Source organism: Pseudomonas sp. AF03-9 (assembly GCF_020515815.1).
Classification (GTDB): Bacteria; Pseudomonadota; Gammaproteobacteria; order Pseudomonadales; family Pseudomonadaceae; genus Aquipseudomonas.
The window spans coordinates 100,763-116,737 of sequence record NZ_JAHPJF010000006.1 but is presented as its reverse complement, the minus strand read 5'-3'; the positions used below and the strand labels follow the sequence as shown (position 1 = coordinate 116,737).

Annotated in this window: 13 protein-coding genes; 5 read left to right on the top strand and 8 right to left on the bottom strand. The window is 60.7% G+C overall.

What is annotated here, in order from left to right:
- Positions 1-112: 112 nt before the first annotated feature.
- Both ettA and gdhA read left to right on the top strand, forming a co-directional pair.
- Positions 113-1,777 (top strand): energy-dependent translational throttle protein EttA, encoded by a 1,665-nt coding sequence (ettA, locus tag LIY36_RS11565; RefSeq protein WP_226455762.1) that lies wholly within the window; start codon positions 113-115, stop codon positions 1,775-1,777.
- Between the two features lie 358 nt (positions 1,778-2,135).
- Entirely contained in the window at positions 2,136-3,473 is a 1,338-nt protein-coding gene (gene gdhA, locus LIY36_RS11560) for an NADP-specific glutamate dehydrogenase (RefSeq protein WP_226455761.1), read from the top strand.
- Here gdhA and LIY36_RS11555 read toward each other — a convergent pair.
- The 5 genes from LIY36_RS11555 to LIY36_RS11535 form a co-directional block, all read right to left on the bottom strand.
- Positions 3,470-3,958, bottom strand: coding sequence for a GreA/GreB family elongation factor (locus LIY36_RS11555; RefSeq protein ID WP_226455760.1), 489 nt, complete (start codon positions 3,956-3,958; stop codon positions 3,470-3,472). The genes gdhA and LIY36_RS11555 overlap by 4 nt on opposite strands.
- 70 nt (positions 3,959-4,028) lie before the next feature.
- Positions 4,029-4,385: a hypothetical protein gene (locus LIY36_RS11550; RefSeq protein WP_226455759.1), complete on the bottom strand. Its 357-nt coding sequence runs from the start codon at positions 4,383-4,385 to the stop codon at positions 4,029-4,031.
- A 128-nt stretch (positions 4,386-4,513) separates the two neighbouring features.
- The gene (locus LIY36_RS11545) at positions 4,514-4,813 is read right to left on the bottom strand and encodes a chorismate mutase (RefSeq protein ID WP_226455758.1); all 300 of its coding nucleotides are present in this window, start codon (positions 4,811-4,813) and stop codon (positions 4,514-4,516) included.
- A gap of 165 nt (positions 4,814-4,978) precedes the next feature.
- Positions 4,979-6,832, bottom strand: coding sequence for an Lnb N-terminal periplasmic domain-containing protein (locus LIY36_RS11540; protein WP_226455757.1), 1,854 nt, complete (start codon positions 6,830-6,832; stop codon positions 4,979-4,981).
- A gap of 91 nt (positions 6,833-6,923) precedes the next feature.
- The gene (locus LIY36_RS11535) at positions 6,924-7,412 is read right to left on the bottom strand and encodes a DUF3015 domain-containing protein (RefSeq protein ID WP_046381990.1); all 489 of its coding nucleotides are present in this window, start codon (positions 7,410-7,412) and stop codon (positions 6,924-6,926) included.
- A gap of 268 nt (positions 7,413-7,680) precedes the next feature.
- Here LIY36_RS11535 and LIY36_RS11530 point away from each other — a divergent pair, with 268 nt between their 5' ends.
- Both LIY36_RS11530 and LIY36_RS11525 read left to right on the top strand, forming a co-directional pair.
- On the top strand, positions 7,681-10,119 hold the full coding sequence (locus LIY36_RS11530) for a Lon protease family protein (RefSeq protein WP_192298958.1): 2,439 nt from the start codon (positions 7,681-7,683) through the stop codon (positions 10,117-10,119).
- Positions 10,120-10,427: 308 nt separating this feature from the next.
- Positions 10,428-10,736 (top strand): PA4575 family protein, encoded by a 309-nt coding sequence (locus tag LIY36_RS11525; RefSeq protein ID WP_226455756.1) that lies wholly within the window; start codon positions 10,428-10,430, stop codon positions 10,734-10,736.
- Between the two features lie 3 nt (positions 10,737-10,739).
- On the opposite strand, the gene LIY36_RS11520 is transcribed toward LIY36_RS11525, so the two are convergent.
- Complete coding sequence (locus LIY36_RS11520) at positions 10,740-12,563, bottom strand: hypothetical protein (protein ID WP_226455755.1); 1,824 nt, start codon at positions 12,561-12,563, stop codon at positions 10,740-10,742.
- A 162-nt stretch (positions 12,564-12,725) separates the two neighbouring features.
- On the opposite strand from LIY36_RS11520, the gene LIY36_RS11515 reads away from it, so the two are divergent.
- Positions 12,726-13,214, top strand: coding sequence for a TIGR00645 family protein (locus LIY36_RS11515; protein ID WP_017739158.1), 489 nt, complete (start codon positions 12,726-12,728; stop codon positions 13,212-13,214).
- 15 nt (positions 13,215-13,229) lie between these two features.
- Here the strand turns inward: LIY36_RS11515 and LIY36_RS11510 are convergent, their stop codons facing one another.
- Positions 13,230-14,663: an ArnT family glycosyltransferase gene (locus LIY36_RS11510; RefSeq protein ID WP_226455754.1), complete on the bottom strand. Its 1,434-nt coding sequence runs from the start codon at positions 14,661-14,663 to the stop codon at positions 13,230-13,232.
- Positions 14,664-14,784: 121 nt separating this feature from the next.
- A complete protein-coding gene (locus LIY36_RS11505; protein WP_226455753.1) occupies positions 14,785-15,810 on the bottom strand; it encodes a hypothetical protein in 1,026 nt (341 codons plus the stop codon).
- Positions 15,811-15,975: the final 165 nt, after the last annotated feature.

Here is a 15,975-nt window from a genome sequence, read left to right as displayed (position 1 = left end):
TTCAGGCTCTTTCCGCACGCAGGCATTGATTACCGTCAACGGCCCGCGCGGCGCATGGCCTGGCACGGGCTTCGCCCGCATTAATTCATCAGTCACTGACGCTAGGTTTACCATGGCTCAATACGTCTTCACCATGCATCGGCTGGGAAAAGTAGTTCCGCCGAAGCGGGAAATCCTGAAAAACATTTCGCTGTCCTTCTTCCCCGGCGCCAAGATCGGCGTGCTCGGCCTCAACGGTTCGGGTAAGTCCACACTGCTGAAAATCATGGCCGGCGTCGACACCGAGTTCGAAGGCGAAGCCCGCCCGATGCCCGACCTGAACATCGGTTACCTGCCGCAAGAGCCGATCCTGGACCCGACCAAGACCGTGCGTGAAGTGGTTGAAGAAGCCGTCGCCGTGATCAAGAACGCCCAGGCGCGCCTGGACGAGGTCTACGCCGCCTACGCCGAGCCGGATGCCGACTTCGACAAGCTGGCCGCCGAACAGGCCAAGCTCGAGGCCATCCTGCAGGCTGGCGACGGTCACAACCTTGAGCGCCAGCTGGAAGTCGCCGCCGACGCGCTGCGCCTGCCGGCGTGGGACGCCAAGGTCGAACACCTGTCCGGTGGCGAGAAGCGCCGTGTGGCCCTGTGCCGCCTGCTGCTGTCGGCCCCCGACATGCTGCTGCTCGACGAACCCACCAACCACTTGGACGCCGATTCCGTCGCCTGGTTGGAACATTTCCTTCACGACTTCCCAGGCACCGTGGTTGCGATCACGCACGACCGTTACTTCCTGGACAACGTTGCCGGCTGGATCCTCGAGCTCGACCGTGGCGCCGGTATCCCTTACGAGGGCAACTACTCCGGTTGGCTGGAAGCCAAGTCCGACCGTCTGGCCGCCGAATCCAAGCAGCAATCGGCCCACGAAAAAGCCATGAAGGAAGAACTGGAGTGGGTGCGCAAAGGCGCCAAAGCCCGCCAGTCCAAATCCAAGGCGCGTCTGCAACGCTTCGAAGAAATGCAATCGCAGGAATTCCAGAAGCGTTCGGAAACCAACGAGATCTACATCCCGGCCGGCCCGCGCCTGGGTGACAAGGTCATCGAGTTCAAGAACGTTTCCAAAGGCTATGGCGACCGCGTGTTGATCGATAACCTGTCGTTCTCCATGCCAAAAGGCGCGATCGTCGGCGTTATCGGTGGTAACGGTGCGGGTAAATCCACACTGTTCCGCATGCTGATGGGCAAGGAAACCCCGGACTCCGGCAGCATCGAGATCGGCGAAACCGTGCAACTGGCCTGTGTGGACCAGAGCCGTGAAGACCTCGACGGCAGCAAGACGGTGTTCCAGCAGATTTCCGACGGTTCCGACCAGATCCGTATCGGCAACTATGAAATCCCGTCGCGCACCTACGTCGGCCGTTTCAACTTCAAGGGCGGCGACCAGCAGAAGTTCGTCAAGGACCTGTCCGGTGGTGAGCGCGGTCGCTTGCACCTGGCCCTGACCCTCAAAGAGGGCGGCAACGTCCTGCTGCTCGACGAACCGTCCAACGACCTTGACGTTGAAACCCTGCGTTCCCTGGAAGAAGCCCTGCTGGACTTCCCGGGCGCCGCCATTGTGATCTCTCACGATCGGTGGTTCCTTGACCGCGTCGCGACGCACATCCTGGCGTACGAAGACGACTCCCAGGCGGTGTTCTTCGAAGGCAACTACACCGAGTACGAAGCCGACCGTAAGAAGCGCTTGGGCGAAGCCGCTGCCCAGCCGCACCGCGTGCGTCACAAAAAACTGGCCTGATTCGGGTTGGTGGTGTGAAAGAGCGGAGCCTTCGGGCTCCGTTTTTTTTGTGTTTTTCTGTAGGACCGAGGTGCATTCATCGCAGGCAAGCCAGCTCCCACATTCGACCGCGTCGCTGCGGATGTACTCGGTCAAATGTGGGAGCTGGCTTGCCTGCGAAGGCGGTTTATTTGTTGGTGCATTGCTTGGGTTGGTAATCCCTTTTAAGGTGCAAAAAGCCCCTGTTTTTTTGACTTATTTATATCTAATGCACCATTTAAATTCACAAAAGCGACATTTTGCCCTGTCGCAGTGCGACATGAATTGATAAAGTCCGGCTCAATCTCATTTAAAAACAATCAATTTGCCGAGACTTTTCATGATCGAATCCGTCGAATCCTTCCTTGCCCGACTCAAGAAACGCGACCCGGACCAGCCAGAATTCCACCAGGCTGTAGAAGAAGTCCTACGCAGCCTGTGGCCGTTTCTCGAAGCCAATCCCCACTACCTGACCTCGGGCATTCTGGAGCGCATCTGCGAGCCCGAACGCGCAATCACCTTCCGGGTGTCGTGGGTCGATGATCATGGCAAGGTCCAGGTCAATCGCGGTTTCCGCATCCAGATGAACAGCGCCATCGGCCCGTACAAGGGCGGCCTGCGCTTCCACCCGTCGGTGAACCTGGGCGTGCTGAAATTCCTCGCCTTCGAACAGACCTTCAAGAACTCCCTGACCTCGCTGCCCATGGGCGGCGGTAAAGGCGGTTCGGACTTCGACCCCAAGGGCAAGAGCGACGCCGAAGTCATGCGTTTCTGCCAGTCGTTCATGAGCGAGCTGTACCGTCACATCGGCGCCGACGTCGACGTGCCGGCCGGCGATATTGGCGTGGGCGCCCGCGAGATCGGTTTCCTGTTTGGGCAGTACAAGCGCCTGAGCAACCAGTTCACCTCCGTACTGACCGGCAAGGGCATGACCTATGGCGGCAGCCTGATCCGTCCGGAAGCCACCGGTTTCGGTTGCGTGTACTTCGCCGAAGAGATGCTCAAGCGCGACGGCCTGCGGGTTGAAGGCAAGCGCGTGGCGGTGTCCGGTTCCGGCAACGTGGCGCAATACGCGGCGCGCAAGGTCATGGACCTGGGTGGCAAAGTGATTTCCCTGTCCGACTCCGAAGGCACGCTGTATGCCGAAAGCGGCTTGACCGAAGAACAGTGGTCGGCGCTGCTGGAACTGAAAAACGTGCAACGCGGGCGCATCAGTGAGCTGGCCGAGCGTTTCGGCCTGGAATTCCGCAAGGGCCAGACGCCGTGGGAACTGGCCTGCGATATTGCACTGCCCTGCGCGACCCAGAACGAACTCGACGCCGATGCGGCGCGCACCCTGCTGCGCAATGGCTGCATCTGCGTAGCCGAAGGCGCCAACATGCCGACGACGCTGGCGGCCGTGGATCTGTTCATCGAGGCGGGCATCCTGTTCGCGCCGGGCAAAGCCTCCAATGCCGGTGGCGTGGCCGTCAGCGGCCTGGAAATGTCGCAGAACGCCATGCGCCTGCTGTGGACGGCCGGTGAAGTGGACAGCAAGCTGCACAACATCATGCAGTCGATCCACCATGCCTGCGTGCACTACGGCGAAGAAAACGGCCGGATCAACTACGTCAAGGGCGCGAACATCGCCGGTTTCGTCAAAGTCGCCGACGCGATGCTGGCCCAGGGCATCGTCTAAACCTCGGGGTCGATGCGCAACACTTCGATCAACTGATCGCCGACGGGGCGCTTCCACAGCACCTCGTCCCCCACCTGGGCCCCGAGCAATGCGCGGCCCAGGGGCGAACCCCAGTTGATCAGGCCTGCCGCAGCGTCGGCCTGGTCTTCACCGACCAACTGAATGCGCTGCTGCACGTCTTGCTCATTGGCGAAGGTCACCCAGCTGCCGATCTGCACCTTTTCGGTGGAAGTGGCCGGCGCTACGACTTGGGCGCTCTGCACCCGCTGGTTGAAGTAACGCAGGTCCCGCTCAAGGTCGGCCTGGCGCTGTTTATCATCTTTGGCGGATTCGACGCTGTAGTCGTGCTGCAACTGCGCGACTTTGGCCTGCAACTGCGCCAACCCCTGCGCAGTGACACGGTTGGGCTGATCACTGACGTGACGCTCCACCGGCTGGTCAGCCTGGGCGGCGACGTTGTCCTCATTTACAAAAGCTCGGCTCATGACAGTCTCCCTCAATGGAGTTTCGGCCATGTTCGCCGCGCTTTAGTTTCAGTGGATGTCTGAAAGCGACCTATTGCGAACGATAGGCCTTGGCGGCGTCGCGGTCCTTCTCATGCTGCCAGGCGCGCTCACGGTCGTCCCAGTGATTGTCCTTGTAGTCGCGCAACTCTTCGTTCTCACGCATGGCCTTGCACTGGCGGAAGCCGTCCTCCCAGCCTTCGGCGTACTCGCGATCCTTCAGATAACGCGGGACGTTCTTGCGAAACTCCCCACTGATCACCCCGGCCGCTTGCCGCCCGCTGCTGCAGCCGTCGTCAAAGCCATCGGCAAAGGCTGGGGGGTAGCCCTTGGCCAATAACTCCTGATGAGTCGACTGGCAACCCGACAACCACACCACCGCGCATAGCAATACCGCATACCGCCACATGACGAACTCCCTGGCCGCTTACCGGCTGATGGGGATAAGTCTAGATAGGGAATTGTCGGGGGGGTGTGAAAGGGAGGTGAGAAAGCTGTTGGGCGCGGGGTAAATGTGCACGCCCCCTCCCACATTTTTTAGCTGGCTTCTCCGAGCTTCGCATGCTCAGCCAGCTCCTGCTGGATAAACGCCGCAATCATGGCGCGATAGACCTGTTCGGTAACGTCCGGGTTTGCGCCGAGCGTGTGGGACAAGTCCCGCACCTTGGCGATGACCTGTTCAACCCGTTGGGGCGCCTTGACGCTATCGGTGTCTTTTTTGAAGCGCGCGGCCTGGGAGACATAGTTGCCGCGCTCTGCCAGCAGGGTGACGATTTGCTGGTCGAGGCGGTCGATGTTGCTGCGCACGTGTTCGAGGGTGGTGCAGGTAACGGCCATGTTGGTTGAGCTCCTTTAGGTGTATCTGAATGGTTGCGGGCCCGATGTGGGAGCGGGCTTGCCCGCGAATGCGGTGGGGCAGTCGATACGCAAGTGGCTGACACTCTGCATTCGCGAGCAAGCCCGCTCTCTCATTTTTGATCTGTGTCGGGCTTTGGGACGGGGTCAGTAGTGGTACCACTTCACTTCGAGCATCACCTCGTTGATGGGGGTCGACAGGTGGCTGTACTCACGCTGCGCACTCAGGCGCAGGCCCAGGTTGCGCGACAATTCCCACTGCTGGTTCAGGCTGAGACTACGGCGTACTTCGCCATTGGTAAAGAAATCCCCCCTGGCTTCCAGGCTCAGGTTGCCCAGCGGGTTTTTCCACAACACGCCGGTGTTGAACCCTGCCGCCGGGGAGATGGCCTCGTTGAAGTCGTTGTTGTGTTCCACGCGCACGGTGCCGAGGGCGAAGCCAAGCATGTCGTCGCGCAGTTGCCAGGTGCCGCCGGCGCCGCCGTTGACGTGGGCGACAAGGGTTTCGTCGTCGTGTTTGCCCGGTACGCGCTCCAGGCCGCCGGTGACTTGCCAGGACAACGGTTGCAGCAAGGCGTTGCGCGGGGTCAGGGAGCGGATGGTGGCCAGGTCCAGTTGCTGCAATTGCCAGTGGTTGCCTTCGTACTGGCGCAGTTTCATTTGCAGGATTTCGATCTGCGCGCCGAGGGGGAAGCCTTCGGCGTTGTCGTTGAGGTCGTGGTAGGCCATGCGCAGGCCGTATTCGCCAAAGGCTTTGTCACCCCGGGTGCCGATGCCGGCTTGCCAGGTGCGTGACTCATGACCGTTTTCCGGCAGGCCTGGCGGCTGGATCTTCAGGTCCGGTGCCGGGTTCTGGTTGATTGCGCGCAGCAGTTCGAAGCTGCGCTGGGAGCGGGCCGGGTCACGCTCCAGGCCGTTGGCGCGGTAGCGGCCCAGGCGGTAGGCGGCGTCGATGATCAGGGCTTGGCGGTCTTTGGCGAGTGCCTTGAACGCGGGGTCCTGCAAGTGTTTCTGCTCTTCGCTGACCTTCAGCACCCATTGCTGCTCATCGCTGTCCAGGGGCTTGGCGCGTTCCAGCAGCTCGCGTTCGCGCGATGGGCGGTAGTCGATCTTCTCGACAAGGCCGGCGTCCTTGACGGCCTTGACCGTGTCGGTGGGGATCGCGGTCAGTGGGAACTGTTCGGTCAGGCGCAGGCCGGGGCGGGCGACTTGCAGCAATTCCAGCAGGCGATAGGAGCAGTTTTCGTCGAAGAAGAAGTAGTCGAACTTGATCTGCTTGAGCTCCCACACGTGCTCGACCATACGCTCGGTCTCGACCTGGGTCAGGTTGAGGCGGTATTCCCACAGGTCGCGGTTTTCGAGGCTACGGTACTCGGAAAGCTTTTCCTGGTAGGGGACCAGCGCAAACAGGCCGGGATAGCCGCCCATCAGGCCTTTCCAGGCGTAGAGGATGCTGTTGTCCGAGCCTTCGATATACGCGCCGAAGTTGATCGCGTAGCTGAGCAGCGCGGTGTTGTCTCGTTGCACGTCGGCCTGGTCGATGCGCAGCAGGGTGTGACCGAACATCGACGACGGGCTGTTGAGGTAGGCCGCCGGGAAGATCATCACCGCGCTGTGGGGCGCGACGTCCTTGAACCATTGCTTGAATTCGCTGCAGTCCACGGCGGGCAGGCCGCTCAGGTGCAATTGATCCTTGAGCCAGCGGGTACGTGCGGGGTAGACGCATTGGGCGTGTTTTTCACCCAGGCTTGCGGGCGCATACAGCGCGTCGACGGTCGCCTTGAGTTCGGCATCCGGGTGGTGCGCGCCGTCGGCGGCGAGGAAGAATTTCTGGTCGCTGACATAGCTGCGCCAGCCACTGATTTTACCGGCTTCGTAATGGCCCAGAGACAGCCAGAACGGGTCGTTGGCCAGTTGCTGCAAACGTTGATCATCAAGATGCGGGGCCGCGTACAGCGGGGCGCAGGCGAAGAGTGCCATCCAGGCAAGGCGTTTGAGCATAAGGGCAACTTAAGTCGGAAAAAGTGAGACCCAAAAGGGGAGCGGGTCCAAACGTAAAACCCGCGCCTGGGGAGGCGCGGGCTGGTCGAGCTTAAGCTTGGGTTGCGTATTTCGCCAAGCGTGCATCACTTTTCAGGACAGCGAGGGTGTTGTTGTGCACGTCGTCAGCGGTCACGTCAGCCTTGCTGAAGATCTGCTGGAAGTGTTCGTGGGTCACGGCCGCGAAGTGCTCGCGATCTTCTGGCGCCACACCCAGTACCACCGCGTAGGTGGTCAGTGCTTCGCCATTGCCCTTGGCCATGTCTTCGGACAGCTCGTTCATCATGCCGTTCATGGCAATCCAGGACTTGCCGCCGTAGGTCAGGGCGCTGTTGGTGCTGCAACCGTTGGTGCCCGAAGTCATGCCGAAAGTGGCGTTACCGGACGTGCCGTTGGTGGTGGAGGCGAGGAAGTGTGCCGGCGTACCGCGTTGGCCTTCGAACAGCATGTTGCCCCAACCGCAGTTCGGGCCGCCTGGGGATTCTGCCATTGCATTGAGGGAGACAACGGTGAAGAGAGTACCGAGAAGGATCCGTTTCATAGCTTTTTTCTCTTTGTGTGCAAACCAATGGACAAGGGTCAGGCGCGTTGCAGCGCCTCAGGGGCCAGTTATTATTTGTCCGACCCGCGCAGTTTGGAGTTTAGGCAGGTTCCAGGGGTTCCGTGATTTTTTACTAACAATCAGAGTTTTCGCGATTTTTATGTAGGACCTGTTACGTATCCGAGCTTTCCCAACGTCGCGCCTTGCCAGAGCGCGCAAGCGAGAGCCAGAATGCCGTCATCTGCCCCGCCTGATGTAAGGAAGCCCGATGCCTGATCCTGTTGCTGCCAGCTTGCGTCTAGCGCCCGAAGCGCTGACTCGCCCTTTCTCCGCTGAACAGTTCAGCTTCTCGACCACCAATGATTTGGAGCCCTTTCGCGGTGTGCTTGGCCAGGAACGTGCGGTTGAAGCCTTGCAGTTCGGTGTGGCCATGCCACGCCCCGGTTACAACGTGTTTGTCATGGGCGAGCCGGGGACCGGTCGCTTTTCGTTCGTCAAACGCTACCTGAAGGCCGAAGGTAAACGCCTGCAGACCCCATCGGACTGGGTCTACGTCAATAATTTCGATGAGCCTCGCGAGCCGCGTGCCCTGGAATTGCCAGGCGGTGCGGCGGCAGCGTTCATTGCCGACATCAACGGCCTGGTCGACAACTTGGTGGCGACCTTCCCGGCCGTTTTCGAGCACCCGACCTACCAGCAGCGCAAAAGTGCGATCGACCGCGCCTTCAACCAGCGCTACGACAAGGCCCTGGACGTGATCGAGCGCCTGGCCCTGGAAAAGGACGTGGCGCTGTACCGCGACAGCTCCAACATCGCCTTCACCCCGATGCTCGACGGCAAGGCGCTGGACGAGGCGGAGTTTTCGCAGTTGCCGGAAGCTGACCGCGAGCGCTTCCACACCGATATTTCCGAGCTGGAGGAGCGCCTCAACGAAGAGTTGGCGAGCCTGCCGCAATGGAAGCGTGAGTCGAACAACCAACTGCGCCAGTTCAACGAAGAAACCATCACCCTGGCCCTGCAGCCTCTGCTTGCGCCGCTGTCGGAAAAATACGCGGAAAATGCTGGCGTCTGCGGTTACCTGCAAGCCATGCAGGTGTACCTGCTCAAGACCGTGGTCGAGCAACTGGTCGATGACGCCAAGACCGACGCCCAGGCGCGCAAGCTGCTCGAAGAGCAGTACTGCCCGAGCCTGGTGGTGGGCCATCCGGTCAACGGCGGCGCGCCGGTGGTGTTTGAACCACATCCGACCTACGACAACCTGTTCGGTCGGATCGAATACAGCACCGACCAGGGCGCGCTCTACACCACTTATCGCCAGCTGCGTCCCGGCGCCTTGCACCGTGCCAACGGTGGTTTCCTGATCCTTGAGGCCGAGAAAATGCTCGGCGAACCGTTTGTGTGGGACGCCCTCAAGCGTTCCCTGCAATCACGCAAACTCAAGATGGAGTCGCCGTTGGGCGAACTGGGCCGCCTGGCTACCGTGACCCTCAACCCGCAGATGATCCCGTTGCAGGTCAAGGTGATCATCATTGGTTCGCGCCAGCTGTATTACGCGTTGCAGGACGCCGATCCGGACTTCCAGGAGATGTTCCGCGTGCTGGTGGACTTCGACGAGGACATCCCGATGGTCGACGAGAGCCTGGAGCAGTTCGCCCAGTTGCTCAAGACCCGCACCTCGGAAGAAGGCATGGCACCGCTGACCTCGGACGCGGTGGCGCGGTTGGCCACGTACAGCGCGCGGTTGGCGGAACACCAGGGGCGCTTGTCGGCGCGGATTGGGGATTTGTTCCAACTGGTCAGTGAGGCCGATTTCATTCGTCACCTGGCCAGCGATGAAATGACCGACGCCGGGCATATCGAGCGCGCACTCAAGGCCAAGGCCACCCGCACCGGGCGTGTGTCGGCGCGGATTCTCGACGACATGCTCGCCGGCGTCATCCTGATCGACACTGACGGCGCGGCCGTGGGCAAGTGCAACGGGCTCACGGTGCTGGAAGTCGGCGATTCGGCCTTCGGCGTGCCGGCGCGGATTTCCGCCACGGTGTACCCGGGCGGCAGCGGTATTGTCGACATCGAGCGTGAGGTCAACCTTGGCCAGCCGATTCACTCCAAGGGCGTGATGATCCTCACGGGTTACCTGGGGAGCCGTTATGCCCAGGAGTTCCCGCTGGCGATTTCGGCGAGCATTGCGCTGGAACAGTCCTACGGTTATGTGGACGGTGACAGCGCGTCCCTGGGCGAGGCGTGCACCCTGATCTCGGCCCTGTCGAAGACGCCGCTCAAGCAGTGCTTTGCCATCACCGGCTCGATCAACCAGTTCGGCGAAGTGCAGGCGGTGGGTGGGGTCAACGAAAAGATCGAAGGCTTCTTCCGTCTTTGCGAAGCCCGCGGCTTGACCGGCGAGCAGGGGGCGATCATTCCCCAGGCCAACGTCGCCACGCTGATGCTCGATGAGAAGGTGTTGCAGGCCGTGCGTGCCGGGCAGTTCCATATCTATGCGGTACGTCAGGCGGACGAAGCCTTGAGCCTGCTGGTGGGCGAGCCGGCCGGTGCGCCGGATGAAGAAGGGCAGTTCCCGGAAGGCTCCGTCAATGCGCGGGTGGTTGAGCGTTTGCGCGTGATCGCGGAGATGATCAGCGAGGAAGACCTGAAGGACGCGGAGAAGGAGCTGGCGCAGGAGGCGCTGGCCGAAACCAAGCCGACCTGACGTTGTAGTGAGCGGGCTTGTCCCGCGCCGGGTGGCGAAGCCGCCCCAAATCCATACGCCGCGGTCTGTCTGAAACACCGCGGCGTTCCGTTTGGGGCGGCTTCGCCACCCGGCGCGGGGCAAGCCCGCTCACTACAGTCATAAAATTGGCGGTGGAGGGGGGGTGATGGCCGTTGGTCTCTACGGTCTTGGTTTGTAGCGATTTTATTCTATTCTCTGCTCAAGGGATTTCTACAGGAGTCGCAGGATAGAAACAGCCTCGCCGTGTGTGATCGAGGCTGAACGCCGATCTAACGAGGGTCGCCGCCATGTCGCGCAACCTTTGCCTTACCCGCCAGTGTTTTGGCCTGGTCACCCGTATCGAATGCTCCATTCGCCCTCTCGCGGGGGATAACGGGCTGTGGACCTTGTTGTTTGCCGCCGGAATGACCGGTGAGCAGCCGTCCACCATCAAGTCCCAAGGCCCGTTCCATGGGCCTTTTGTGGCGGAAAGCATGCTGGAATCAATCGTCGACAGCCTCACTTCCCATGGCTATGAGAAGGCGGGCGACCCGCAGATCTGGAGCCTGCACATGCAGGCCCATCTGCGACAGCTCAATGGCGACACCCAGCACTGAGCGCTATTTGCTCTCGGGCTTGTCCAGCTTGACCTCGAAACCGTATTGCACGGTGCTCAGGTCAGTGCGCTGGTAGCTTTCCAGGGTGGTTGGCTGGCCGTAGAAATAGTGCACGTCAAACATCGCCGTGCCGAATTCCTCGGCGCGGTGGCTCACACCGAGAATTTCCTTGAGGTAGTTGCCACTGGCGTCCTTGGCATAGAAGCGCCAGCTGTCAGCGGGGAATTCCTTCTGGTCGACAATCAGCGCGTTGTCCTTGAGCGACAGGCCCTTGGGCAGCTTGGCGACATCGATCGTGGCTTTGTCGATGGTGGCGAGGAACAGCGGCACCGAGCCCACCACAAACGCCGGGTTTTCCGGGAACAGGTTGAGGTCGTAGGTCAGCGTGCCGCGTGCCGGGTTCAGCTCGAAGGCTTCGGTCGGCAACTCGATCGGCTCACCGCGCTCGCCCTTGTCATCGGCGGTGAAGAAGGTAATCGGCGATTCGCTGCTGTTGCGCTCGGCGCCGACCAGGTCGTCATTGAAGGTGAACGGGTGGTCGAACACGATATGGGCGGCACTCGCGTCTTCGGTCGACTGGCTGATGGTGACGCTGTTTTTCAGCTGGTCTTCGGTCATGCTCGCGTCTTTGAGCCAACCGGCGGCGCCGTCGTCATACACCGTGACCGGCATCGGCAAGGCTTGCACGGTTTTCTGCAGGCTGTTCTTGTCGAAGCGCAGCACTGGTAGATCAAGGTCTTTGCGGGTGAGCGTGGCGGTGGAGAAATCCAGCACGTTGACGTGTAGCTTGTCGATCACGCCATTGAAATAGACTTTGGCGTAGTGGCTGGTTTGTTTGTGTTCGAAGGCTTTCTGCTCATCGACGAGTTTTTTCTCGAACGCATCCGACCAGACCGTCTGCTTTTGCATCTCGGCCAGTTGTTTCTCGTAGAACGCCACCTGCGCTGCGCTTTCGTTGATCGAACCCGAACGCGTGAGGAATTGCCCGGTGCTGTCTTGCGCTTGTACCAGCAATGGGTTGGGCGATTCGTCGCCCACTTCTGCGGCGAGTGGCGCGCTGTTGGTCATCTCGATTTCGGCGTAGTTCTTTTCCAGTAACAACAGCTTGAGGCTCACAGTGCCGTCGGTGCGGGTGCGGCCGACGTCCTGTTTCGACAGCTCGAAGTTCAGCAGCTTGCCCGGCGCGACCACTTCTACCGTGCCCTTGAGGCTGACGGGCTGTGGTTGGCTTTTGTTTTCCGTCTCGACGCCTTCGATGAACGGGTAGGTTACTGTCAGGTCATCGGGGTTGGTCAGGTTGGAACTGCTGGGGCTCAACTGGATGCCAGGGTCGGTTTCCGACCATTCCGGCTGGAATGGGATGACTTTGTTGTTGCTCAGCGTGACCGACTGCCATTCCAGCCCATGGGGGAAGGGGAATTGGTCCGGGGCGTTGAAGCTGAACGGGAAGACCGGTTGCAGATCCGTCAGGTAGTCGGAATGCGAGGCTTTGCGCAGTACGAAAAGGCCGTTGATATAGGTGTCCACCAGCGCCTGGGGCGTAGGGTAATGCGTTAGCAGGGCGAGGGAGTTTTCACCGTATTCGGCTTCGACGGGTTTGTCGGCGAGTTTGACCCGCGCCCGTTCCAGCAACAGCAGCGAGCCGCCAAGGTCGGCGATGGCGTCGCGCAGTTTGGGGTCCTGGATGCTGTCGAGGGATTGCTCGAACTTCGCGGTTTTCTCTTCGAGGGTGGCCTGCTTCTGCTCATCTTTGGGGGAGCAGCCGCTGGCCATCAGCAACGCCGCACACAGGCCGATGTTGGCCAAAGGGGATCGCACATCCATCATCTGAGTCTTCCTGTCCGACATCATCGAGCCGATTTAATGGCCTCGACACTAGCAGAAAAATTCTCTTACAAGTGCCGGCCAGGTCAGTTTTCTCGCGGTTACAGGTGTTTGACAGCGGCTGGTATACTCGCCGCCATTTTTAGCCACGCTGTGTGAGATCCCATGGAACGCTTTATCGAAAATACTATGTACGCCTCACGCTGGCTGCTGGCGCCGATTTACCTGGGGTTGTCCCTGGGCTTGCTGATCCTGGCGCTGAAGTTCTTCCAGGAAATCATCCACGTGCTGCCCAACGTGTTCACCATGTTGGAAGCCGACGTCATCCTGCTGCTGCTGTCGTTGATCGACATGGCGCTGGTCGGTGGTTTGCTGGTGATGGTGATGATCTCCGGCTACGAGAACTTCGTCTCGCAACTGGACATCGATGACAACAAGGAAAAGCTCAACTGGCTGGGCACCATGGACTCTTCCTCGCTGAAGATGAAAGTGGCGGCGTCCATCGTGGCGATTTCCTCCATCCACTTGCTGCGCATCTTCATGGACGCCAAGAACGTCGATCCACAACACCTGATGTGGTACGTGATCATTCACATGACCTTCGTCGTCTCGGCGTTTGCCATGGGTTACCTGGACAAGCTGACCAAGCACTGATCCCCCACGCAGGCCTTACTGCTCTATGAAGTAGTAAGGCTTGCGACTGATCGCCATCTCCTTGATGACCTTCACCGGTTCCTTCAGCACACTGGTTTGATCCGTCAACGCAACGTTGCCGGGTTTGGCGCTGAGGAATGCCTGCAACTCGGCCTCGGTTTGCAGGAGCGGCACATAGCCCTGCATATAAAAAACCCCGGCGCCGGCAATCCGCTCGTTGGGCTGAAACATCGCCACTTCTCGACCTTCTGCTTGCAGCGCCTGGAGCTGGCTGATCACCGGCACGAATGACTCGCGCTTGTCGGCCTTGGGCGCGAACACGAATGCAGCGCTCATATAGCTGGCAATCAGTACGGCGAACACGCCGCCGATCACCTGCCGATGGTAGCGGTAGAGTGCGGGCTTGCGGTCTTTCAGGCGGTCCAGCAGCACCCGCGCATATTCTGCCGCGAGCACCGCGGCGGCTGGCGTGAGCGACATCAGGTACACGGTGCGCTTGCTCGAAGCCAGCGTCAGCAGGGTGAATTGCGCCACCAGCCAGATGCAGAAAAACAGCAAGTAGCGATTGCGTGCCAGGCTCTTACGCAAGTGCCACAGGCCCAGGTACACCAGGATATTCCACGGCAGAAAGGCTTCGGGCAGCTTGGCAAGGTAGTAGTAGAACGGTTCGTAGTGCCCAGCCTCGACGAACGAACCGCTGAAGCGCCCGACGCTGTTGGTCCACAGCACTTCGCCGACGGCTTGCATACCGCCGCGTTGAAACAGGAACCCCAGCCAGATCAGCAGCGGCACCAACGCCAGCAAGGTGAACAGCCCGGGCTTGAGCCAGTCGCCGATGCGCAGACGTTTGTCGATCACGCTTGTAACGACCAGATACACGAAGATCACGATGCCCGGCATCGCCAGGCCCAGCACGCCTTTACTCAGGGTGGCGATCACCATGCCGAGGGTAAACAGCGCCCAGGCGCCGGACTTGGAGCCTTGGTTCTCAGGACGCATCGCCTGGTAGAACCCCAGCAGCGCGGTGGTGACGCCGAGGCTGAGCAGCGAGTCTTCACCCACGCCGCGTACGTTGCTCCAGTAACTGGCCATGGTCGCAAGGATCAGCGCGGCGCTGAACGCCAGGGTCTGCGGGCGGCCGAACTTGCGCAGCATCCCGTAGAACAGCATCACGCTGAACAAACCGGCAAATGCCGAGGCCAGGCGTACCGCCCAGGTGGTGCCGCCGAACAGGCGAATCGCCCCGGCGTCGAGCCACAGGCTCAGGGGCGGTTTTTCCAGGAAGGGTTCGCGAAACAGTTGCGGCACGACCCAGTTGTTGTCCAGGTGCATGGCCATTGCGATCCCGGCGACGCGGGCTTCGGTAGAACCTTGCAGTTCGTGGCTGCCAAGGGCAAAGAAGAACAACAGGGCAACAAGCAGAAGCAACAGAGGAACAGGACGCGTCATGGATTCTGGCTACCAGGGCGGGGGAGCGCTCGGGGGGAGCGGTCATTGCAATGGGCTAGTATCGGTCGGCGATTCTGAATATTTCGTGAATGAGCGCGGGATTTTTCTACGCCCAGGTCTCTTACGGTGCCTGCAAGCTCGGTAGTGCCGCTTTACCTTGTGCCGTCAGGACCGGCGCCAGTTGCTCCCAGGTGAAGCTCAACTCGTTGTCACAACCGTCGCCTTGGGCGGGGGTGGAGAGTTGCAGGCCCTCGGTGTTGAAGCTCAAGTCGAAGGTGGAGTAACTGGTGACCGCCGGGCAGCCTTCGTCGACGCTGGTTTGTTTGGTCAGCCAGGCGCTGAACGTGGCCGGCAGCTGGACTTGGCCGGAGTAGGGGCTGTCCCACTGCGCCTGGCCGCCGAGCCATGTCCACGGGTCGACGCTCTCGCCGGTGTGCAGGTTCCAGCTGTGCAGGCCCCAACTGATGCCGCCACGGCCGTAGCCTGCCGCCCAGTGGTAGAACCGCACGGTGATCCACTGCGAGGACCAGTAGAACGGCTCCACCGTGATCTCACTGGTATAGGTGCCGCCGCTCTGGTCCAGGGCGTTGCGGCGCTCTCGGTAGAACTGCGCCTGGCCTTCGGGGCTGATGGCCATGCGCGCGAGGTCTGCGTTGATCTTGCTGATGGCCGGGCCGTCGCCGTCAAGACTCAGGGTGACTTGCCCGCCCTGGGTTTTGACCTGATAGGCGTGTTCGTTGAAGGTCTTCTTTTCCACCGTTACCGGCGGCGGCGACGCTTCGAGCGGGTTGTTGTAACTGTCGCTGGCGCAACCCTCCGCGTCCGCACGTTTTAGGCGCAATGCCAGGCCTTTGCCGCCTATGGCCTTGCTCCAGGTGCCGGTGAGTGTGTCGCCTTGAGGGTCGTCCAACTGCCAGAACCCGGTTTGCCCGTCTTCTACCCAGGGCTCGCTCGCGTTGGCCTGGGTCAACTGAATCGGGCTGAGGATACGCTGGTAGTAGTAGCTGCCATTGGCGCCGTGGGCGCCGTTGAAACACGCGGTGATCGCGGACTTGCCCAGGGTGCCGGTCCACACGCCGGCCAGGTCGGCGGCAGTGGCGAGCAAAGGGGTGCAGGCGAGGGTCAGGACGGCAAGGGGCTTGAACACGGGTATCGGACTTCCGGTTGTCTGATAGAGGGCGCTAGGGTAATGGGAAGTGCGTGCGGAACCAACCTATACCGAAGTTCGTGCCCCATCGCGATTGAGTTTCACGACCTGCTCTTTTTGTTTACCTGTATGAACGCACAACGTGGACGCGACCTGCTGTTTTAC